Here is a 20663-nt window from a genome sequence, read left to right as displayed (position 1 = left end):
AGGGGCCATTCGGCCGGCAGCGATCGTGGCCGTGCCAACCGAAGTGGCCACTTGACTGGCAGCGATGGGCGCTGTGCGAGCGGATGCACCCACCTGGCCCGCGGCGACCCGCGCGCACGGCCTACCGACGCAGGAAGCCTCACCCAAACCTCCGCGATCACTGCCAGCCGAAGCGCCCATTACAACCGCCGTGAAGGGCCATTCGGCTGGCAGCGATCGTTGCAGAACCAACCGAAGGGGCCATCTGACTGGCAGCGATCAGCGCTGCGCGAGCGGATGCACCCACCTGGCCGGCGACGACCAGCGCGCACGGCCTACCGACGAAGGAGGCCTCACCCGAACCACCGCGATCGATGTAGTGCCGACCAAAGGGGCCATTCGGCCGGCAGCGATGGGCGCTGTGCGAGCGGATGCACCCACCTGGCCGGCGACGACCAGCGCGCACGGCCTACCGGCCGCGACCGGTGCGGCTGCGGATGCGACTGCGGATGCGACCGGCCGGACCCGCCGGACCCGCCGCGATCGGCGGCGACCCGCCGCAACCCGCCGCAACCCGCCGCGATCGGCGGCGACCGGCCGCGATCAGCCGTGGCCTACGTGAGTTCGCCCCGAACGAGGCGGCGGACGACTTCGGTGAGCACGTCGAGCCCTGCGACGAGGTCGTCGGGCTTCGTGTACTCGCCTTCGTTGTGCGAGATGCCGTCGACGGAGGGCACGAAGAGCATGACCGTGGGCACGAGCTCTTTCATGTTGGTGGAGTCGTGGCCGGCGACGGTCATGATCTCGTCGTTCGAGAGCCCCAGCTCCTCGGCGACCGAGCGCGCCAGCTCCACGCCGGCGGGCTGGTACGGGTTGACGTCCCACGAGTGTGAGAGGGTGCGCTCGATCTCGACGCGGCCTTTGGCCTCGATCTCCGCGAAGCGCGCGTCCAGCAGCGCGTTGGCCTCGGCGAGCAGTTCCTCGTCGTCGCTGCGCAGGTCGAGCAGCAGCGTGACCTCGCTGGCGACGACGACGGGCGAGTTCGGGTACACGTCGAGCTGCCCGACGGCCGTGTGCAGCTTGCCGGGGAAGCGGTCGGTGAGCTCCCGCGCGAAGACGACGAGCAGCGAGGCACCGTAGAGCGCATCCTGGCGGTCTTCCATGACGGTCGCGCCGGAGTGCGCCTGCTCGCCCTTGACGACGACGCGGTACTTGCTCGCGGCCCAGGTCGCGGTGACGAGGCCGATGGTCGTGCCGGCGTTCTCGAGCAGGCGCCCCTGCTCGATGTGGATCTCGGCGCAGAGCGCGGCGACGGGGCCGTTGCCCTCGCCGAGGAACCCGGTCGGGCGCAGCGCCTGCTGGACGCTGATGCCCGCCTTGTCGCGCACGGCGAGCGCATCCTCGAGCGGCAGCACGCCCGTGTACACGGAGGACCCCATCATGGAGGGCACGAAGCGCGACCCTTCCTCGTTGAACCAGTTCACGACGGCGACGTTGTATTTGGCGCCGTCGACGCCGCCGGAGACAGCGTCATCCGCGATCCGGAATGCGGCGTGGGCCGCGGCGAGCACCCCGTAGGCGCCGTCGTACTTGCCGGCCGTCGGCTGCGAGTCCATGTGCGAGCCGATGAGCACGTATGGCGCGCCGGGCACCAGCTCGAGCAGCCCGAACTGGTTGCCGATGCGGTCGTACTCGACGGTGAAGCCGTGCCCCTCGAGCAGGCCCTGGAACCAGCGGCGCTGCTCGTTGTCGGCGTCGCTCGCGGCCTGCCGGTCGACGCCGCCGTGCCCGGTGGCCCCGAAGTCACCCATCGTGTCGAAGTCGCGCAGGAAGCGCTCGTGCGCGTCGGAGAGGGGGATGCTGCTGTCGGTCATGAGGGGCTCCAGGTGGGGTCGGCGGGTGCGCCGAGCTCGGCGATGATGTTGAGGGCCGGCTGGGCCTCGTAGCCGGCGAGGGCCGCATCCGACCACCAGGCGGTGTGCGGGGTGATGAGGGTGCCGGGGTCGGTGCGCATGGCGTCGCTCGGATGCGGCGGCTCGCCGTCGAGGACGTCGGCGGCGTAGGTGCGCAGTGCGCCGCTCGCGAGGGCCGCCTGGATGGCTGCCTCGTCGACGAGGCCGGCGCGGGAGACGTTCACGACCACCGCGCCGTGCGGGAGCAGGGCGAGGGCGGCTGCGTCGATGATGCCGCGCGACTGGGCGGTGAGCGGCAGGTGGAGGCTCAACGAGTCGGATGCGCGCAGCAGGTCTTCGAGCGAGTCGACGAGCTCGACCCCTTCAGGCGCCTCCTTGGCGTAGGGGTCGAAGGCGAGCACGCGTCCGAAGCTGGGGCGAGCGATCTCGGCGAGCCTGCCGCCGATGCGGCCGAGGCCGACGAGTCCGAGGGTGAGCGAGCTGAGGCGGCGCGGAACCTGGAGGCGGGCCGTGGCCTCGTCGGTCCACTCGCCGCTGCGCACGAGCTGCAGGCTGCGGAGCAGCGAGCGCTCGGCGGCGAGGAGCAGGGTCAGCGCGTGCGCCGCGACCTCCTCCGTCGCGACGCCTGCGAGGGTCACGACCTTGACACCTCGCGCGGCGGCCGCATCCGCGTCGATCATGTCGGTGCCGACGGAGCTCGTCGCGAGCAGGTGCAGCGACGGGAGCTGCGCGAGCACATCCGCCGTGATGCGCGCGTAGCCGACGATGGCCGCGACGGCGTCGAGGTGCTCGCGCGGCACGACCGCGTCGAGTCCGGGCGAGGTCGGGAGCTCGAGGTGGGCGGTCGCGTACCCAGCCTCTCGCAGGAGCCTGGCGGCAGGCTCCTGCGAGAGGTCGGTGGTGTCGGTGAAGATGACGAGGGGACGTGTCATGTCAGCTCTCTCACTTGAGGACGCGTGCGAGGAAGCGCTTCGTGCGCTCGTGCTGCGGGTTCTGGATGACGTCCTCCGGGGCGCCCTCCTCGACGATGACGCCGCCGTCCATGAACACGACGCGGTCGCAGACGTCGCGTGCGAAGCCGATCTCGTGGGTGACGACGACCATGGTCATGCCCTCCTTCGCGAGCTTCGTCATGACCTGCAGGACCTCACCGACGAGCTCCGGGTCGAGGGCGGACGTCGGCTCGTCGAAGAGCAGCACGCTCGGCTTCATTGCGAGCGCGCGGGCGATGGCCACGCGCTGCTGCTGTCCGCCGGAGAGCTGTGACGGGTAGTTGTCGCCCTTGTCGCCGAGGCCGACCTGCTCGAGCAGGACCTTCGCGTCGGCGATGGCCGCCGACTTCTTGTGGCCGAGGATCTGAACGGGCGACTCGATGATGTTCTCGATGGCCGTCATGTGCGGGAAGAGGTTGAAGCGCTGGAACACCATGCCGATGTCGCGTCGGCGCTTGGCGATCTCGTTGGGCCGAAGCTCGTAGAGCTTGCCGTTCTTCTCCTTGTAGCCGACGGGCTCGCCGGCCACCCGGATGACGCCGCGGTCGGCGGTCTCGAGGTGGTTGAGGCAGCGGAGCAGTGTCGACTTCCCTGAGCCGGAGGGGCCGAGGATGCTGACGACCTCGCCCGCGTGGACGTCGAGGGAGATGTCCTTGAGCACTTCGACGCTGCCGAACGACTTGGCGACGTTGCGCAGCTCGATCATCGGGGCGGACCCGGTGGAGACGGGCATCAGCGGACTCCCTCTCTGGTTGTTCCGACAGACCTGCGGTTGGGCAGAATCGAGTTGAGCACGCGCTTCCAGACCGGTTCGGGCGTTGCGAAGCCGCGGGACTTGCCGAGCTTGCGCTCGAGGAAGCCCTGGCCGATGCTCGCGATCGACGTAAGGATCAGGTACCAGATGCTCGCGACGAGCAGCATCTCCATGCGGCTGAAGTCGGCGGCGCCGATCTGCTGCGCTCTTGTGAGGAGGTCGCCTGCGCCGATGACGGACACCAGCGAGGTCTCCTTCAGGAGGGTGACGAGCTCGTTGCCCATGGGCGGCACGATGGAGCGAAGCGCCTGGGGCAGGATGATGCGGAACATGATCTTGCCCTGCGTCATGCCGAGCGCCTCGGCGGCCTCCTTCTGACCTGGGTCGATGGAGATGATGCCGCCGCGGATGATCTCGGACATGTACGCGGACTCGTTGGCCGCGAGCCCGAGGACGGCCGCGGTGAGCGGCAGGATGAGCGCGTTGGTGTCGAGCTGCACGAACACGAGGTCGATCTGCGGGAAGAACAGCGCCAGGTTGAACCAGATGAGGATCTGGACCAGGATCGGCGTCCCGCGGAAGATCCACACGAAGCCGCTCGAGATGGCGCGGAGCACGGCGTTGCTGGAGATGCGCATCACGGCGAGCGTGATGCCGCCGATGATGCCGAGGATCATGCTGACCACGGTCAGCATGATGGTGATGAGGAGGCCCTGCATGATGGCCTCTGCGAAGACTCTCGAGCCGACCTTCTCCCAGCGGATGCTCGATCCCGTCGCGACGTCGTAGACGAGCTTCGCGAGGAAGAGGAGCACGATGGCGGCGAAGATCCATTGGCCGTAGTGCCGTAGCGGGACGATCTTGGGGGCGTCGGCCGCGGGCGCGGCGGGGGCGGTGGTGACCGCTCCCGTCGCGCCCGTGGAGGGGCCGGTCGAGGTGTTCACTGTTCTTCAGCTCCGTTGTTGTTCGTCAGCGCCGCGGGCGCTATTCGGCGCCGTTGATGGTGACTTCTTCGACGGCTCCGCCTTCCTGGCCGTGGGCGGCGAGGATGTCGGTGTAGGTTCCGTCGGCGACCAGGGACTGCAGTGCGGCCTGGATGGCTGCGCTCAGCTCGTTGTCCTTCGCGACTGCCATGCCGAGGGGCTCAGGCTGGAAGGGCTCCTCGTTGGCGAGTTCGAAGCCGCCGGCCTGCTCGACGTTGTAGCTCGCGACCGGGTACTGGCTGACCGACGCTGCCGCGCGGCCGGACTGCACCTGGATGAGGGCGTCGTTGTCGGTGGCCTGCGCCGAGATCTCGATGGGGCTGGAGGCGCAGATGTCGCTGTTGAAGGCTTCGAGGATCCCCTGCTGTGCGGAGTCGCGGAGCACGGAGACCGCCTTGCCGCAGAGGTCGGCCTCTGCGGTGATGCCCTCCGGGTTGCCTTCGGCGACCACGATGCCCTGGCCCGCGTTGAAGTAGTCGACGAAGTCGTAGTTCTCCTGGCGTTCCGGGGTGTCGGTCATGGCGGCGACGACGACGTCGTAGCGGGCCGTGTCGAGCGATGGGAGGAGCGTGTCGAACGCGACGTTCTCGATCTGGACCTCGAGGCCGAGCTTCTGCCCGACGGCTTTGATGAGGTCCATGTCGAGGCCGATGACGGTCGCACCGTCTGCGTCGAGGTACTCGTATGGCGGGTAGTACGCCTCGGTGCCGACCGTGAGGGTTCCGGCGTCGGCGATCTCCTGCGGGAGGAGCGCGACTGCCGCGTCGTCGACGGCGACCTCGGAGACGTCCGCCTCCGGTGCATCGCCTGACGCGCATCCTGCGAGCAGTGCGGTGAGTGCGACGAACGAGGCGCCAGCCAGGCCCGCCTTCATGAGCTTCTTGGATGCCATGTGAATTTCTCCTTCTCTTGATCACCAGCAGTGATCATCTGTAGGCAACATGCGTAATCTAGGAGGCAACTTGGCGCTGAGAGCGCCACGTCACGCAGGGTTTACAAGGGCGTTACGTGCCGAGCGAACGCTCGGTCTGCCAGGGAGTCGACAGTACTGCGTGGATGCAGCTCAGGTGGTGCCTCCCCACGCTGCGGGAGCGAGCACCCAGAGGAGCTCGACCCCCTCGGTCGAGTCGCGGGTGTGCCACGTGTGCGGTTCGCGCCCGTCGAGGGTGATCGAGTCACCGGACTCGAGCTCCCACGTCTCGGAGGCGAGGACGACCGTGATCGATCCGCGCAGGACGTGCAGGAAGTCGACCTCGCAGTTCACGGAGTAGAGCTCAGCTCCCCCGGTCCCGGACATACCCGCGTCGACGCGCGAGCGCACCACCTGGAAGCGCGGATCGTTGCGGGGGCTGAGCAGGCGCTCGTACACGTTCGTGCCGCCGAGGTTGATCTGCGGCGCGTCCTCGAAGCGCACGAGCTGCGCATCAGGCGCGCTGAACAGCTCGCCGACCTCGATGTTGAGCACGTCGCAGAGCAGCACGAGCGTCGACACGCTCGGCGACGTCTGGTCGCGCTCGACGCGGCTCAGGAAGCTCTTGCTGAGCCCCGTCGCGCTGGCAAGCTGCTCGATCGTCATCTGCCGCAGCTGGCGCACCGATCGGAGCCTGCCGCCGATGGCGGCCGGCTCGTTTCGAGGCACGACGGGCAGCGCTCTCATCGGTGCACCGCTGGCCGATGCGTGTGGGTCGCCTCGAACAGCTCGAGGGTGGCGGGCAGCACGAGCACTCGTGGGCCGGGGGTGCGGATGCTGTCGGCGAGCTCCTGGGCGAGCGTCTCCATCTCCACGGCCCGCGACTCGACGCCGAAGGCTCGGGCGACGGCGAGGTAGTCCGGCCCGGTGAGTTCGGTCGCCGTCGCTCGCCCGTATGCCTCGTTCATGTAGCCGCGAAGCACGCCGTAGCCGCCGTCGTCGACGACCAGCCACGTGACGCTGAGCTGCGACTGCGCGAGCGTCGACAGCTCGGCGACGCCGTACAGGCCGCCGCCGTCTCCCGAGATCGCGACGACGGGCGCACCGTTCGGGTTCTCGCGCGAGCGCGATGCGAAGGACGCGCCGATGGCACCAGGCAGGCCGAAGCCGAGGCCGCCGCACTGCCCGTTCTCGTACACGCCGCCGCGAGCATCCCACGCGGACCAGGCCCAGTAGGCGCTGATCGTCATGTCCCAGAAGGTGGCGACGTCGTCTGGGATCGCCGAGCGGAGGGTGTCGAGCAGCTCGCGCTCCTTGGCGAGCGGCTGCGCATCCAGCCGCGTGCGCACCGTCGCGAGCAGCTCCTCGATGGCGGGGCGCGCATCCGCTCGCTCACCGACACCCATCGTGCGGAGGCGGTCGAGGATGCCCTGCAGCGCCAGCCCGGCGTCGGAGCGCAGCGTGATCGTGCCGTCGTGGTTGGCGCCGAGCACGCGAGCGTCTGCGTCGATGTGGATGACGGTGTTCTTCGGGGCCAGGCGGAAGTAGTTCGAGGACAGCTCACTGAGGCCCGTGCCGATCACGAGGAGCACGTCGGCCGCCTCGAGGAACTCGGTGGTCGCGATGTCCTCGATCCAGCCCTCGGCCGACAGCCGGTGCGCCCACGGGAACGCGCTGCGCCCGCCGTAGGTGGTGACGACCGGTGCCTGCAGTTGCTCGGCGAGCTGCTCGAGCAGCTCCCCCGCGCCGGAGCGCACGACGCCGCCGCCTGCGTAGATGCGCGGCGTGCTCGAGGAGGCCAGTAGCTTCGCGACGGAGGCGAGCTGCGCATCCGACGCCTCCGGCGCGAGCGCGTAGGCCTCGGCCGCGATGCCGCCGAGCTGCCCGTCGGCGAGCTCGAAGCTCGCCTGCTGCACGTCGTGCGGCACCTCCACGTAGACGGGGCCGGCCGGCGCGCTCTGCGCCGTGCGCCAGGCGTCGACGAGCGTCGGCACGATCTGGTCGACCGAGCGGATGCTCCAGGTGGCTTTCGCGATGCCGCGGAAGTGCGACTCCTGGTCGCGCAGCTCGTGCAGGTAGCCGTGCGCCTGGCCGCCGATCCCGGGAGTCGGGACCTGGGCCGAGATGAGCAGCACCGGCGAGCTGGCCGTGGCCGCCTCCTGCAGGCCGGGAAGCGCGGTCAGCGCGCCGGGGCCGGCAGAGAGGAGCAGCGGGGTCACGGTGCCGGACACGCGGGCGTGCCCGTCGGCCATGAACGCCGCATTGTTCTCGACGCGCGCCCCGAGGTAGTCGAGCGAGCTGTCGCCGAGCGCGTCGAACATGGGCAGCGCGTGCTGCCCCGGGAGGCCGACCACCCGTTCAGCGCCGAGCGCCTCGAGCGTTCGGATGACGAGCTCCCCGCCGGTGACGTTCTCTGACATCGCTTACCAGTCCCTCTGCAGTTCCATCGTCGAGCAGTGCAGCCCGCCGCCGTTCTTGTTGATCTCCCGGTAGGTGACGGGGATGATCTCGACGCCGTACTTCGAGTTGAGGAGCTCAGCCGTGCGCGGCAGGTGCGACGGGAAGAGCAGCTTGCGGCGGTCGAGCGTGAGCAGGTTGCACGCCCAGTCCTCCTGCGGCGCGACGTCGACCGTCTCGATGCCCAGCTTCCAGAGCGCGTCGAGGAAGTCGTATGGCGCGATGCGCGAGTTCACGAGCGCGAGGTCGTCGTCGAGCATCGCGCAGCACAGGTCGAGGTGGATCTGGTAGCCGGGCATCTGCGAGTGGATGAGCTGGATGCCCTGCTCTTCGAGGATGTTGCGCAGCTGGCGGTAGCCCTCGACGTTGCAGCGCACGGAGGTGCCGAAGAACGCGAGGTCGGGGCGCACCTTGATGAAGCTGCCGCCCTCGACGAGGCCCGTGCCCGTGATGGTGCCGAGGATCGGCATGCCCTGGGCCGCGACCGTCTGCGTGATGGACTGCTCCTCGCCGCGGCGCATGCGCGGGGCGAGTCGACCGATGATCGCGCCGCCCGGGATGGTGACGAGGGGGTCTCGCGTGAACACCGACTTCGTGAAGCTGGGCGCGAGGTCTGGGGCCATGACGACCTCGACGTCGTTGTCCTCGAGCACCTTGACGAAGCTGTCGAACTCGGAGTGCAGCTTCTCGAGGTCGGGGAACTCGCGACCGGACCAGTACCAGCGGCGGTCCGGGTCGACGTACGCGCCGATCTCCGGCATCCAGGTCGACGCTCCGGCCTTCTCGACGGCTTCGAGGCCCGCGCTCGGGCGGCGCATCATGATCGTGCGGAGCCGTCCGACCTCATCTTGCGCGCCCCATTTGCGGCCCCAGTACGCGGGCAGCTCGGAGTCTGCGAGGAAGCCCGGCTCTGCTTCTGGGCCGAGGAGGCGGTGGAAGGCGCCGTCTGACATCTCGAGGGTGGGGTCGACGTCGGTCATGTGAAAACCTTTCGTGGTCGCGTCGTTGCGACTCCAAGAGTTTCGCTCACGACATCATGCGTTGTCTAGTGCGAAACTACGACCGGCGTTTTCCGAGCACGTCACGCCCATGTTTCGGGCCCGTAACTTCTGCTGAGTCCACGCATAGCCACGTTTCTGCCACTATGCACGCATGACCACGTACGAAGTGCAGCGCGAGGCCGTCATCCACGCGGACATCGAGCGTGTGCGCGCGCTCATCGACTCCTTCCACAACTGGAGCTCATGGTCGCCGTGGGAGGACGTCGACCCGACGATGCGTCGCGAGCACTCCGGACCGCAGGCGGGCCCCGGTGCCCACTACGCGTGGGAGGGCAACCGCAAAGCCGGCAAGGGCTCGATGACGATCGTCGCCTCCGCGCCGCAGCGGATCGACCTCGTCATCGACTTCGACAAGCCCTTCAAGGCGCACAACCCGACGTCGTTCATCCTTGAGCCCGTCGATGGCGGCACCCATGTTCGATGGCTCATGACCGGCGAGCACCGCGGCGTCGCGGCCCTCATCTTCCGGTTCATGTCGATGGACAAGCTCATCGGCCCCGACTTCGAGCGCGGCCTCACGCGACTCGAGGCGGCAGCCACCGCCTGACGCGTCCGGTCAGGGCAGCGGCAGGTCCTCTGCGGGTGCCTCGCCCAGCGCTTCGCGCAGCAGCGGCAGGGCCGCCGTCCACGCCATCGTCTCGATCTCCGCCGACGTCGAGTCGGCGGCAAGGCCCTCGAGCCCCTCGAAGCCGGAGTGCCGCACCGTCAGTGCAGAGCCGCCGTCGGCCGGCTCGATCGTGAACTCCACGACCGTGCTGTTCCTCGGCTGCGGGTCCTCTTCCGGCACGGCGGCGAGTCGGTAGCCGAAGCGCCTGGGCGACTCCACGAGCGTCACCTCGCCGCGGAACGTCCCATGCTCGGGCCAGTGGACGGCGAGCACCCCGCCAGGCTCGGCCTCGATCGTAGCGCCGCCGAACGCGTACCAGCTGGCGAACGACTCCTGGTCCGTGAGCATGCTCCAGAGCCGCTCCGGCGCGGCCTCGAAGGTGACGGACTTCTCGACGATCTCTGGGGCTTCAGCCATGGTCGCTCCTCAGCGCGGTGGATGCTCGACGACCCATCTTCGCAAACCTCGCCGGGAGGCGCGCCCGAGCGGGCACGCAGAAGGGCCCGGCACCAGATGCGATCTGATGTCGGGCCCTTCTGATGCGAAGCGCTGAGCTCAGCGATCGCCTGATGCGCCTAGTGCATGGCCGGCGCTTCGGCGCCTTCCCGCTTCGCTGGCGCCTTCACGAAGAACGCACCGATGATGGTGACGATCGAGATGCACGCGCCCACGAGGAACGCGGCGTGGATGCCTTGCGCCTCCGCCGCGATCGGACCGAAGCCCTCACCGGCGGCCGCGACGGTCGAGTTGGCCATGACCACGACGAACATCGCCGTTCCTGCGGCTCCGGCGAGCTGCTGTGCCGTCGAGACGACCGCGGAGCCGTGTGAGTACCGCGAGCGGGGCAGGTCGCCGAGCGCGCTTGTCATGAGCGGCGTGAACATGAGCGCGAGGCCCACCGAGAGCGTGACGTGTGCGGCGATGACCATCCACTGCTCGGAGTTCTCGGTGAGCATCGTCATGCCCCAGATGGCGGCGCTGACGATGATGGAACCGGGGATGATGAGCGGCTTCGTGCCGAGCTTGTCGAAGAGACGGCCGACGAACGGCGCGAGCAGCCCCATCGTGAGACCGCCCGGCAGCAGGGTCAGGCCGGCGCGGAGCGTGTCGTAGCCGAGCACCTCCTGCATGTAGATGGGCAGCAGGATGATCGTGCCGAAGAGCGACATGAAGCTCACCGCGAGCAGGACGAGCGACACCGTGAACTGGCGGCTCGTGAAGACGCGGAGGTCGAGCAGAGCCGAGTCGGTCTTCTGGCGGGAGATCTGACGCCAGATGAACGCGGCGAGCGCGAGCACGCCGACGAGGATCGGCACGAAGGCCGGCATGACGGCGGTTGCAGAGCTCTCGCCGAGGCCCGAGAACCCGTAGACGAGGCCACCGAACGCGAACGCGGAGAGGATGACGGAGAGCACGTCGATCTTCGCCTGGCGCGGTTCGGTGACGTTCTTGATGAACAGCGCGCCGAGCACAAGCGCGACGAGGGCGATGGGCAGGACGAAGCCGAACATCCAGCGCCATTCGAAGACCTGCAGGATGAGGCCGGAGACGGTCGGCCCGACGGCGGGGGCGACGGAGATGACGATGGAGATGTTGCCCATCGTGCGCCCGCGGCGCTCCGGCGGCACCATGTTGAGCACCGTCGTCATGAGCAGCGGCATCATGATGGCCGTGCCGGAGGCCTGCACGATGCGGCCGAGCAGCAGGATCTCGAAGCCCGGGGCCAGGAAGCAGAGCAGCGTTCCGAGCGAGAAGAGGATCATCGCGGCCATGAACACCTGGCGCACGTGGAAGCGCTGCAGCAGGAAGCCCGTGATCGGGATGACGACGGCCATGACGAGCATGAACGCCGTCGTGAGCCACTGACCCGTCGCCAGCGGGATGCCGAGGTCCTGGTTCAGGGCGGGCAGCGCCACACCCATGATCGTCTCGTTCAGGATGACGACGAACGCCGAGACGAGGAGGAGCGGGATGACGAAGCGAGTACGCGGGTCGGTGCCCTGCTCGCTCGCGGATACGGCTGAGGCCGCGGATGCGGACTCGGCTGGGGTCGGTTCGGCGTCGCGTGTCGCGGTGCGCGAGTCGGTCACAGTACTCCTTGAGAGGTTCAGATCTTGGCGTGCGGGCAAGGCCGCACGGTCGTCATTAACGCCTGCACTGGCCGAAGCATTCCCCGGCGAGTCGCTCAGCGCGTCGCGACGAACGCGACGTGTGACGGTGGAAGGCAGACGAGCACCGACTGACCTTCGTGCGGTCCCCCTGGAATGCGCAGTCCCCCTGCTCTTCCGAGGGCGGTGTCGAGTGGCAGCCTCGCCGTGAGGCGGACGGGTGCTCGTGCGTCGCCGAGGAGCAGTGTAGCGGTTGTGGAGCCGAGGCCGCGCTCGAGTCGCTGGATCGTGGCGGGCCAGGTATTGACGCCGGTCTCAGCAGCAGCTGTGTCCGCCCCGCCCGGGCCCGGGGCCTCGGGGATCAGCACCTCGACCAGCTCCGAGCGGATGCTCGCGAACATCCGCCCTGCCGTCGCATGCGGATCATTCCCGCCACCCGCTCCCATGGCGTCCCCTGCTGCGGTGGCTCCCGCGCGCTCGGCTCGCGCCACGAAGGTGCCCTGGATCTCACCGAGCCCCTCGTGCACAACGGTGCCGGTTGCACCGAGCACCACGTCGAATCCGGTGCGGCCGACCAGCGCGGCGACGTAGGCGGTGGCCGGCCCCGCCGCGAGCACTTCTGGCGTGCCGAGCTGCGTGACGACGCCGCCCTCGACGATCGCGATCCGGTCGGCGAGCGCCGCCGCATCCGCGGGGTCGTGGGTCACGACGAGCGCTGCCCCCTCGAAGCCCGCGAGCACGCTCCGCAGCTCGGCCCGCACCTCCGAGCGCGACTCGACGTCGAGCGCAGACAACGGCTCGTCGAGGAGGAGGACATCGGGCGATGTGGCGAGCGCCCTCGCGAGCGCCACCTTCTGCGCTTGCCCCCCGGAGAGCTCTTCGGGGCGTCGAGCCGACAGGTCACCGATGCCCAGGCGTGCCAGCCACTCCGAGGCGGCCGCCCTGGCCTCCATTCGGGTGGCGCCGCGCGCGCGGAGACCGAAGCCGACGTTGTCGAGCGCTGTGAGATGACGGAAGAGAAGGTAGTCCTGGAAGACGACGCCCAGGGCGCGCTCCCTGACGCTGAGCCGCGCCCCGCCTGGAGCTTCCTCGGCGAGGCGACCGCCGAGCCGCAGGCGCCCCCGCGTGAGTGGCACGAGCCCTGCGACGGCGCGAAGCAGCGTCGACTTGCCCGCCCCGTTCGGGCCGAGGACGGCGAGCACCTCCCCCGCCTGCACCTGCAGGTCGTACTCGGCGCGGAAGTCGCCGACCACGACGCTCGCGTCGATCGACAGTCCGGCGCTCATCGGGCGCGCTCCGGCACGAGGCGCCTCGAGGAGGCCCCCGCGTCCGGCGCCGCGGCGGCGCCCGTGACGCCGGACACCCAGCGTCCTCGGAGCGCGAGGAGGACGCCGATCGAGACCAGCAGGAGCAGCAGGGCGAGTGCGATCGCCGCATCCGGGTCGGACTGCATGGCGAGGTAGGTCGAGATGGGCATCGTCCGAGTGACCCCGGGCAGGCTCCCCGCGAGGGTGATGGTCGCACCGAACTCGCCGAGGGCGCGGGCGAACGCGAGCACAGCCCCGGCTCCGATCGCGGGCCCCACCATGGGCAGGGTGACCCGGGAGAACGTGAACCAGCGAGTTGCCCCGAGCGTCGCCGCGGCTTCCTCGACGCGGCGATCCGACCCGAGCAGCGCGCCCTCCACGGCGATGACGAGGAACGGCAGGGCGACGAACGTCTGCGCGACGACGACCGCGGCGCTCGTGAACGGCAGGCTGAAGCCCGTGAGCTGCGCGATGGGCGCGCCGAGGACCCCCGCGCGGCCGAAGAGCAGCAGCAGCGCCAGGCCGCCCACGACGGGCGGAAGCACGAGGGGCACGAGCACGAGCACCCTGACTGCACGGTAGAGCCGCTGGCCGGGGACCTGCGCGAGCGAGGCTAGCCACCACGCGAGCGGCACCCCGATCACCAGGCACACGCCGGTGGCCGCGGCCGCGCAGGAGAGCGAGAGCCACAGGGCCTGGCCGACGACCGGCTGAGCGACGATCTCCGGGAACTCAGCCCACGGCACGCGGAGGACGAGGGCCAGGATGGGCAGCGCGAGCAGCGCCAGAGCCACGATCGCGAACGGCGTCAGCGCCGCAGGCGGGCGGCGGCTCATCCCGGTCATGTGAGGCTGAGGAAGCCGGCTTCCTCGAAGACCTCGACTCCGCGGGCCGTCAGGATGAACTCGGTGAACGCGGCCGCCGCCTCAGGATTCGGCGCCGCCTTCAGCGGGACGATGCCGTAGTTGTTGACCGCGTCCAGCGCTTCAGGGAATGAGATCGGGTCGACCTCCAGCGCCGCCGACTTCGCGTCGGTCGCGTAGACGAGGCCTGCGTCGACCTCCCCGAGACTCACCTTCGTGAGCACTGCCTTGACGTCGCTCTCGAGAGTGTCCGGCTTCGGCACGATGTCGGTCTGCTCGAAGATCTTCGCCGCGGCGGCGCCGCACGGGACCTCCTCGTCGCAGAGCGCGATCTTGAGCTTGGGGTCGGCGAAGTCCTCCAAGCCGGTGATGCCGGCCGGGTTCCCCTCCGGCGTCACGATCACCAGCGCGTTGCGGGTGAACGTGGCGGGCGTCCACTCGACGAGTCCCGCATCCACCACCGTCTTCATCGTCGTGTCGCTCGCCGAGGCGAAGACGTCGACGGGGGCGCCGCCCGTCACGATCTGCTCGGCCAGCGTGGGACTGCCGCCGAAGTTCAGGGTCACGCTGACACCCGGGTGCTCGACTTCGAACTCCTTCGCCAGCTGCGTGAACGTCTCGGTCAGCGACGCGGCCGCGTAGACCGTGACCGTGCCGGTCGGGCCTGTCTCGGTGGGAGACGGGGCCGTGGAGGCGCCGCTCGAAGGTCCAGTCGGCGATGCGCTGGGCGCACAGCCCGCGAGCGCCGCCAGCAGGAGGACACCGGCGGAGGCCGCGAGCACGCGCACCAGTCCCCGTCTCCGCGTCTCAGACACTCGGCACTCCTTCGATTCCGACGTTGGTGGCCTTCACGCTCGCGACGACGACGCTCCCGACTTCGATGCCGAGCTCGTCCACAGCCTCACGGGAGACCAGTGAGACGAGTCTGAAGGGGCCCGCCTGAACGTCGACCTGGGCCATGACCGTGTCGAGCGTCAGCCTCGTGACGATACCCCGCATCCGGTTGCGGGCGGATGCGGGCGGCAGGTCCGCGAGGTCGGCTCGGCGGTTGCTGTCAGCGAGTTCCGTCGCGAGGGACGCGAGCTGCGCTCCGGAGACCGTCTTCGCACCGGCATCGTCCTGGAGGTCGAGGCGACCGCCTGCACCCCATCGGCGCACGGTGTCGTCGCTGACTCCGAGGAGCGAGGCCGCCTCGCTCACTCGGTATCGCTGTTGTGTCATGCCGCATCTTCTCATGGCGACCCGCAGGTGCGCCCACCAGGCTGGCTTTCCGCCCGCAGCTGCGGTCAGGAACGGTCGGTGAGACCGAGTTCGCGGCGTGAGCCTGGCTCGATGAGCAGGAGCGACGCGATCGTCGCTCCGGCCCTCGAGGGCATGGTCGTGATCTTGATGATTGTGGCGACGTTGACGGACATCGGGACCATGATGAGGCCCGCCAATGCGGCACCCGCCCCGACCGTGGCGACGAAGAAGCTCCCCCAGGCATCGAACGTCACGCGCTCATCCGCCGTCGTGGTGGTCGCTCAGGATGCGGTCCGGCCGCGAGTAGATGACCATCGACTCCCCGCGGAGGAAGCCGATGAGGGTCATGCCGCTCGCCTCCGCGAGCTCCGCGGCGAGCGATGACGGCGCGGAGACGGCGGCGAGGATCGGGATACCCGCCATCTTCGCCTTCTGCACGAGCTCGAAGCTGGAGCGCCCGGAGACCTGCAGCACGGTGCCCGTCAACGGGAGCCGGTCGTTCTGCACGGCCCAGCCGACGACCTTGTCGACGGCGTTGTGGCGTCCGACGTCCTCACGCAGGACGAGCAGCTTGCCGGTCGCGGCGTCGAAGAGCGCGGCCGCGTGCAGGCCGCCCGTCTTCTCGAACACCGCCTGCTGCTCGCGGAGCTTGTCGGGGAACGTCACGAGCAGCCCCGCATCGAGCGTCACCGGGTCGCTCGCCACCTCGTAGCTGGAGGTCAGCTCGACGGCGTCGATGCTCGCCTTGCCGCAGAGGCCGCACGAGCTGGTCGTATAGAAGTTGCGTGCCAGGTCGGGGTCCGGCTGCGGCGTCCCCGCCGCGAGGCGCACGTCGAGCACGTTGTAGGTGTTGAGCCCGTCCACTGTCCCGTCGGCGCCAGCGCAGTACATCGCAGACTGGAACTGCTCGCCTCGCGCGATGACTCCTTCGGAGACCAGGAACCCCGCCGCGAGCTCGAAGTCGTTGCCAGGCGTGCGCATCGTGATCGCGAGCTGCTGGCCTCCGACGCGGATCTCGAGGGGCTCTTCGGCCGCGAGGAAGTCGGCCTTCCGGCTCGGGGGCTTCCCGAGACTCAGCCGCGTGACGCTTCGCCGCACTGTGATCCGACCCACGCGCCAATGCTAACCGCCCCATGGCCCTCCCGCCCGACTGGTCGCCCCGCGGCGGACTTGTGGTCGTCACGTCACTCAGATGACAACCACAACTCAGCCCTGGACAGGAGAGCATCGCGGGATGCGGCGGTAGGGTGACGCCATGCGCCTCGCCCCGCTTGTCGAACCATCCCCTGAACTCGGTGGTGATGAGCTCGCCCGCACGGCGCGCCAGCGCCGCCTCCCGGAACTCGGCGAGATCGGGCAGCGGCGCCTCGCCGCGAGCCGGATCGCCGTACTGGGCGCCGGCGGCCTCGGGGCTCCCGCCCTGCAGTACCTGGCCGCCGCTGGGGTCGGCACGATCGGCATCATCGACGCGGATGCGGTCGAGCCGAGCAACCTCCACCGGCAGGTCATCCACGGCATCGGCGACGTCGGCGCGCGCAAGACCGCGAGCGCGGCGCGCAGCCTCCGCGAGCTCTCGCCCGACGTGACGGTCATCGAGCACGACGAGCGGCTCGACGAGTCCAACGCGACGCGCATCCTGGGCGGCTACGACCTCGTGCTCGACGGGGCGGACAACTTTGCGACCCGCTACGCCGTCGCCGACGCCTGCGACCACCTCGGCCTCCCCCTCGTGTGGGGGTCCGTGTTGCGCTTCGACGCGCAGCTCAGCGTGTTCTGGTCGGCGCCGCCCGCCCCCGCCGACGGCGTCACGCTGCGCGACGTCTTCCCGGAGCCGCCGCCGGCCGGGTCCGTGCCGTCCTGCGCGGAGGCCGGCGTGCTCGGCGCACTCTGCGGCATCGTCGGCTCGATGATGGCGGTCGAGGCGATCAAGCTCGTCACCGGCATCGGCGAGGCGCTGCTCGGCAGGCTCGTCGTGATCGAGGCGCTCACGATGCGCGTCTCCGAGCTGCCGCTGCGCGCGGCCTCGCCAGCCCCGGGCCCCTCCCCGACCCCGGTCCCCGCACCGTCTCCGGCTGTCGCGGCGACGGGGGTGACGATGCCCGCAACCTCGACCGCAACCTCGACCCACACGGCGCCGAGCGGGCCGGTGCATCCCGGCGCCCCGCTCGACTTCGACCCGAGTCGTGATGCGCGTGGACTGTTCATCGACGTGCGAGAGCCGGATGAGTACGCGATCGACGCGATCCCCGGCGCCCATTCCCTGCCGATCAGCGAACTGATCCACCTCGAGCGAGAGCCAGAGGCGCTGACCGCTCGCCTGCGCCACCTTCTGCACGAAGATGAGGCCGAGGTCGCCACACCGCTCAACCTCTACTGCGTCTCGGCGACGCGGGCACGACGTGCCGCGCTGCTGCTCGCCCCGCACGGCTACGAGGTGCGCGTCGTCCAGCCGTCCGCGCTCCGCTTGCTGCGGGCCCCCGCCGGCCTCCCGGACGCCGACGCGCCCCAGGCCGGGACGCTCGCATGATCGAGGTCGAGATCCAGCTGGCTCGCGTGCTCGCAGAGACGCGGCCCCTGTCCAGCGAGACCGTTCCGCTCGCGGCAGCCCACGGGCGCGTCATCGCCGAGACCGTCGCCTCGAGGCACGCGCTGCCGCCGTGGACGAACTCCGCCATGGACGGCTACGCGGTGCGCTCCGCCGACGTGGCCACCGCGAGCGCGGGCACCCCCGTCACCCTCGAGGTCGTCGCTGATCTGCCCGCCGGCGCGTCGGCGGACCCAGCCCTCTCGCCGGGGCAGGCCGCACGCATCATGACCGGTGCACCCGTCCCGGCGGACGCCGACGCGATCGTGCCCGTCGAGGCGACGGACGGAGGCGAGCGGCGAGTGAGCGTCACCGCCCCCGCGGCGCCCGGCATGCACATCCGCTCGGCTGGGGAAGACCGCCAGCCGGGTGATGCGCTCGTCTCGGGCGGGTCACGCGCCGGGGCCGAGGTGCTCTCCGCGCTGGCATCCGCCGGCTACGGCAGCATCGCCGTGGCTCGACGCCCTCGAGTCGCCGTCATCGCAACGGGCAGCGAGCTCGTCGCCCCTGGCGAGCCGCTCGACCGCGGCCAGATCCCTGATTCCAACTCGCTGCTCATCTCCTCGCTCGCCATCGAGCACGGGGCGGAGCTCGTCGATGTCATCCGGGTCTCCGACGACATCGCCGACCTCGACGCGGCGCTTCGGCGGCTCGCCGGCCGGTGCGACGTCATCGTGCTCACCGGCGGTGTCAGCATGGGCGCCTACGACCCCGTCAAGGAGCTTCTCTCCCCCAGCGGCCAGGTGAGCTTCGAGAAGGTCGCCATGCAGCCGGGCAAGCCGCAGGGCTTCGGCCGCCTCGGCGAACCGTGGGTCAGCGCGGGTGAGCCCGGCCCCCTCGTGTTCGGCCTCCCCGGCAACCCCGTGAGCGCCTGGGTCTCGTTCCTCGTGTTCGTGCGGCCGTGCCTGCGCGCGCTGCAAGGCGCATGCCTTGTCGAGGATCCGCGGCTGAGCGCGCGAGCCGAGACCGGATGGCGCACCCCGCCGGGACGCCGCCAGTACCTGCCCGCACGCATCCGCCTCACCGATGCGGGAGTCCTGGTCTCCCCGGCAGCCGCCCGGGGGTCCGGCTCGCACCTCGTGGGCAGCCTCGCCGATGCGAACGGCTACGCCATCGTCGATGCGAGCGTCGAGCGCGTGCAGGAGGGCGACCTGGTGCACGTCGTCCAGCTGATGTTGGACGTCGGTGCAAGACTCTGAGCATGACGAACTTCACGCACCTCGACGCAGCCGGCCACGCACGCATGGTCGACGTCACCGAGAAGCAGCCGACCGTGCGCGCCGCGACGGCGTCCGGCATGGTCTTCTGCAGCGAGCAGGTGCTGGAGGCGCTCACGAGCGACGCCGTGCCGAAGGGTGACGCGTTCGCGGTGGCGCGCATCGCCGGCATCCAGGGTGCGAAGAAGTGCGCCGAGCTCCTCCCGCTCGCCCACATCATCGGCGTGAACGGCGCGGCGGTCGACCTCGAGCTGCGCGACGACGGCGTGCTCATCACGGCGACCGTGCGCACGGCCGATCGCACGGGTGTCGAGATGGAGGCCTTCACCGCCGTCTCGGTTGCGGCGCTCGCGCTGGTCGACATGGTGAAGGGCATCGACAAGTCGGTGACCATCGGCGACATCAAGCTCATCGCGAAGACCGGCGGGAAGTCCGGGCCGTGGAAGCGCGAGCAGTAGGGCAGTCACCCGGCGCGCCCACGGCGTCGGTCACGTTCGACGCCGTCATCCTGGCCGGTGGCCGCGGTTCGCGCCTGGGAGGCGTGAGCAAGGGCGAACTCGAGATCGGCGGCCGCCGCCTCGTCGACATCGCCGTCGTCGCCGCGAGGGATGCCGGGGCGAGGCGGATCATCGTCGTCGGTCCGGTCGTCGTTGCTTCACCTGCCGTGGTCGTGCGCGAGGAGCACCCGTTCGGCGGACCGGCGGCTGGGCTGGCGACGGCTCTCCCGAGCGTCGAGTCGCCGCGCCTCCTCCTGCTCGCCTGCGATCTCCCCCGCGCAGCCGAGCTCGTCGCGCTGCTGGTCGGGCACCTCGAGTCGCCGCCGGCCGGGCTGCGCGAGGCGGACGACACCCCCGGCCCGGACGGCGCCGTGATCGTCGACGCCGGTGGGCGCGTGCAGTGGCTCGCTGGGCTCTACCGTGCCGAGGCGGTGAAGCATGCACTCGAGAGCATCCAGGGACCCGGCGTGCACGGTCTCCCCCTCCGCAGGGTCCTCGAGCACCTCGAGCTCGCGCGAGTGCTCGACGAGACCGGTGCCACCGCCGACATCGACACCCCCGAGCAGCTGGAGACGGCACGCGTGCTGGCCGCCTCCTCCTCCCCAATCCAGCCGACAGACCAGCCGACAACGAGGAAGGAACCATCAGCGATGACCGAAAAGCCCAAGCACCTGCCCCCTGAGGCGCTCGACGAGTGGCTCGCAGAAGCCAAGCGCCTGCTCGAACTCGACGACGACCTCGACGTCGCCGCCGTGCTCGACGTCGCCAGGGACGTCGCCCACAACGTCGCTCGGCCCGCGGCGCCACTCACGACCTTCGCACTCGGGCTCGCGCTGGGGCGCCAGAGCTCGACCGCAGACTCCCCCGAGGTGTTCGCTCGCCTCGCCGAGCTCGTCACCGAACGGGCCCTCGCCTGGGAGCACCAGGCATGAGCGCGGCGTCGCGAGTGCGCGTCTTCGCCGGTGCCGCCGAGGCGGTGGGAGGCAGCGAGTTCGCGATCGAGGTCGACTCGATCGGTGCGCTGTTGACGGCGCTCAACCCGTCGACTGACCCCCACATCGCCGAAGTCCTCGCCCGCTGCTCGTTCCTCGTGGATGGTGTGCGAACCTCCGACGCCGGCGCGACCATCGCGCCCGGAGCATCCGTCGACGTGCTCCCGCCCTTCGCTGGCGGCTGATCGCTGCCGACC

At 70.1% G+C, this 20663-nt stretch carries 22 protein-coding genes; 6 read left to right on the top strand and 16 right to left on the bottom strand.

The features are described 5' to 3' along the window. Positions 1 to 593 precede the first annotated feature (593 nt). The 8 genes from C5C17_RS06565 to C5C17_RS06530 form a co-directional block, all read right to left on the bottom strand. Positions 594 to 1853, bottom strand: a complete 1260-nt coding sequence (locus C5C17_RS06565) for a M20 family metallo-hydrolase (RefSeq protein WP_104252588.1) — start codon at positions 1851 to 1853, stop codon at positions 594 to 596. Then, the gene (locus C5C17_RS06560; RefSeq protein ID WP_104252587.1) at positions 1850 to 2824 is read right to left on the bottom strand and encodes an NAD(P)-dependent oxidoreductase; all 975 of its coding nucleotides are present in this window, start codon (positions 2822 to 2824) and stop codon (positions 1850 to 1852) included. The genes C5C17_RS06565 and C5C17_RS06560 overlap by 4 nt, the downstream gene beginning before the upstream one ends. 10 nt (positions 2825 to 2834) lie before the next feature. Then, positions 2835 to 3617 (bottom strand): amino acid ABC transporter ATP-binding protein, encoded by a 783-nt coding sequence (locus C5C17_RS06555; protein WP_271982391.1) that lies wholly within the window; start codon positions 3615 to 3617, stop codon positions 2835 to 2837. Continuing rightward, on the bottom strand, positions 3617 to 4582 hold the full coding sequence (locus tag C5C17_RS06550; RefSeq protein ID WP_104252586.1) for an amino acid ABC transporter permease: 966 nt from the start codon (positions 4580 to 4582) through the stop codon (positions 3617 to 3619). The genes C5C17_RS06555 and C5C17_RS06550 overlap by 1 nt, the downstream gene beginning before the upstream one ends. Positions 4583 to 4622: 40 nt before the next feature. After that, the gene (locus tag C5C17_RS06545; protein ID WP_104252585.1) at positions 4623 to 5513 is read right to left on the bottom strand and encodes an ABC transporter substrate-binding protein; all 891 of its coding nucleotides are present in this window, start codon (positions 5511 to 5513) and stop codon (positions 4623 to 4625) included. A gap of 171 nt (positions 5514 to 5684) precedes the next feature. Further along, on the bottom strand, positions 5685 to 6278 hold the full coding sequence (locus tag C5C17_RS06540; protein WP_104252584.1) for a helix-turn-helix transcriptional regulator: 594 nt from the start codon (positions 6276 to 6278) through the stop codon (positions 5685 to 5687). Then, positions 6275 to 7951 (bottom strand): thiamine pyrophosphate-binding protein, encoded by a 1677-nt coding sequence (locus tag C5C17_RS06535; RefSeq protein WP_104252583.1) that lies wholly within the window; start codon positions 7949 to 7951, stop codon positions 6275 to 6277. Before C5C17_RS06535 ends, C5C17_RS06540 begins: the two co-directional genes overlap by 4 nt. A gap of 3 nt (positions 7952 to 7954) precedes the next feature. Further along, positions 7955 to 8968, bottom strand: coding sequence for a dimethylarginine dimethylaminohydrolase family protein (locus C5C17_RS06530; RefSeq protein ID WP_104252582.1), 1014 nt, complete (start codon positions 8966 to 8968; stop codon positions 7955 to 7957). A 172-nt stretch (positions 8969 to 9140) separates the two neighbouring features. Here C5C17_RS06530 and C5C17_RS06525 point away from each other — a divergent pair, with 172 nt between their 5' ends. Next, the gene (locus C5C17_RS06525) at positions 9141 to 9596 is read left to right on the top strand and encodes an SRPBCC family protein (RefSeq protein WP_104252581.1); all 456 of its coding nucleotides are present in this window, start codon (positions 9141 to 9143) and stop codon (positions 9594 to 9596) included. A gap of 9 nt (positions 9597 to 9605) precedes the next feature. Here C5C17_RS06525 and C5C17_RS06520 read toward each other — a convergent pair whose 3' ends face one another. From C5C17_RS06520 to fdhD, 8 genes are all read right to left on the bottom strand, one after another. Further along, complete coding sequence (locus C5C17_RS06520; protein WP_104252580.1) at positions 9606 to 10073, bottom strand: SRPBCC domain-containing protein; 468 nt, start codon at positions 10071 to 10073, stop codon at positions 9606 to 9608. A gap of 158 nt (positions 10074 to 10231) precedes the next feature. Continuing rightward, a complete protein-coding gene (locus tag C5C17_RS06515) occupies positions 10232 to 11746 on the bottom strand; it encodes an MDR family MFS transporter (RefSeq protein WP_104252579.1) in 1515 nt (504 codons plus the stop codon). Between the two features lie 95 nt (positions 11747 to 11841). Next, positions 11842 to 13050 carry an ABC transporter ATP-binding protein gene (locus tag C5C17_RS06510; RefSeq protein ID WP_104252578.1) on the bottom strand — a complete coding sequence of 403 codons (1209 nt, stop codon included), beginning with the start codon at positions 13048 to 13050 and terminating at the stop codon, positions 11842 to 11844. Next, positions 13047 to 13907: an ABC transporter permease gene (locus tag C5C17_RS06505; RefSeq protein ID WP_219820479.1), complete on the bottom strand. Its 861-nt coding sequence runs from the start codon at positions 13905 to 13907 to the stop codon at positions 13047 to 13049. Before C5C17_RS06505 ends, C5C17_RS06510 begins: the two co-directional genes overlap by 4 nt. 5 nt (positions 13908 to 13912) lie before the next feature. Continuing rightward, positions 13913 to 14749 (bottom strand): molybdate ABC transporter substrate-binding protein, encoded by an 837-nt coding sequence (gene modA / locus C5C17_RS06500; protein WP_258066025.1) that lies wholly within the window; start codon positions 14747 to 14749, stop codon positions 13913 to 13915. Beyond that, entirely contained in the window at positions 14742 to 15155 is a 414-nt protein-coding gene (locus C5C17_RS06495; RefSeq protein WP_104252575.1) for a molybdopterin-binding protein, read from the bottom strand. Before C5C17_RS06495 ends, modA begins: the two co-directional genes overlap by 8 nt. A gap of 65 nt (positions 15156 to 15220) precedes the next feature. Next, positions 15221 to 15430, bottom strand: a complete 210-nt coding sequence (locus tag C5C17_RS06490) for a hypothetical protein (RefSeq protein ID WP_104252574.1) — start codon at positions 15428 to 15430, stop codon at positions 15221 to 15223. Between the two features lie 4 nt (positions 15431 to 15434). Further along, complete coding sequence (fdhD, locus tag C5C17_RS06485) at positions 15435 to 16289, bottom strand: formate dehydrogenase accessory sulfurtransferase FdhD (protein WP_104252573.1); 855 nt, start codon at positions 16287 to 16289, stop codon at positions 15435 to 15437. Positions 16290 to 16431: 142 nt separating this feature from the next. On the opposite strand from fdhD, the gene C5C17_RS06480 reads away from it, so the two are divergent. The 5 genes from C5C17_RS06480 to C5C17_RS06460 are packed head-to-tail and all read left to right on the top strand — an operon-like array spanning position 16432 to position 20651. After that, positions 16432 to 17703, top strand: coding sequence for a ThiF family adenylyltransferase (locus C5C17_RS06480; RefSeq protein ID WP_104252572.1), 1272 nt, complete (start codon positions 16432 to 16434; stop codon positions 17701 to 17703). After that, on the top strand, positions 17700 to 18959 hold the full coding sequence (glp, locus tag C5C17_RS06475; protein WP_104252571.1) for a gephyrin-like molybdotransferase Glp: 1260 nt from the start codon (positions 17700 to 17702) through the stop codon (positions 18957 to 18959). Before C5C17_RS06480 ends, glp begins: the two co-directional genes overlap by 4 nt. Before the next feature lie 2 nt (positions 18960 to 18961). Then, positions 18962 to 19435, top strand: a complete 474-nt coding sequence (moaC, locus tag C5C17_RS06470) for a cyclic pyranopterin monophosphate synthase MoaC (RefSeq protein WP_104252570.1) — start codon at positions 18962 to 18964, stop codon at positions 19433 to 19435. Further along, complete coding sequence (locus tag C5C17_RS06465; RefSeq protein WP_104252569.1) at positions 19417 to 20406, top strand: NTP transferase domain-containing protein; 990 nt, start codon at positions 19417 to 19419, stop codon at positions 20404 to 20406. The genes moaC and C5C17_RS06465 overlap by 19 nt, the downstream gene beginning before the upstream one ends. Next, entirely contained in the window at positions 20403 to 20651 is a 249-nt protein-coding gene (locus C5C17_RS06460) for a MoaD/ThiS family protein (RefSeq protein ID WP_104252568.1), read from the top strand. The genes C5C17_RS06465 and C5C17_RS06460 overlap by 4 nt, the downstream gene beginning before the upstream one ends. The last annotated feature ends 12 nt before the right edge of the window (positions 20652 to 20663 follow it).

This window comes from Pseudoclavibacter sp. RFBA6, assembly GCF_002931575.1.
GTDB lineage: Bacteria > Actinomycetota > Actinomycetes > Actinomycetales > Microbacteriaceae > Pseudoclavibacter > Pseudoclavibacter terrae.
The sequence above is the reverse complement of the archived record's forward strand: the minus strand, read 5'-3'. Positions and strand labels throughout refer to the sequence as shown.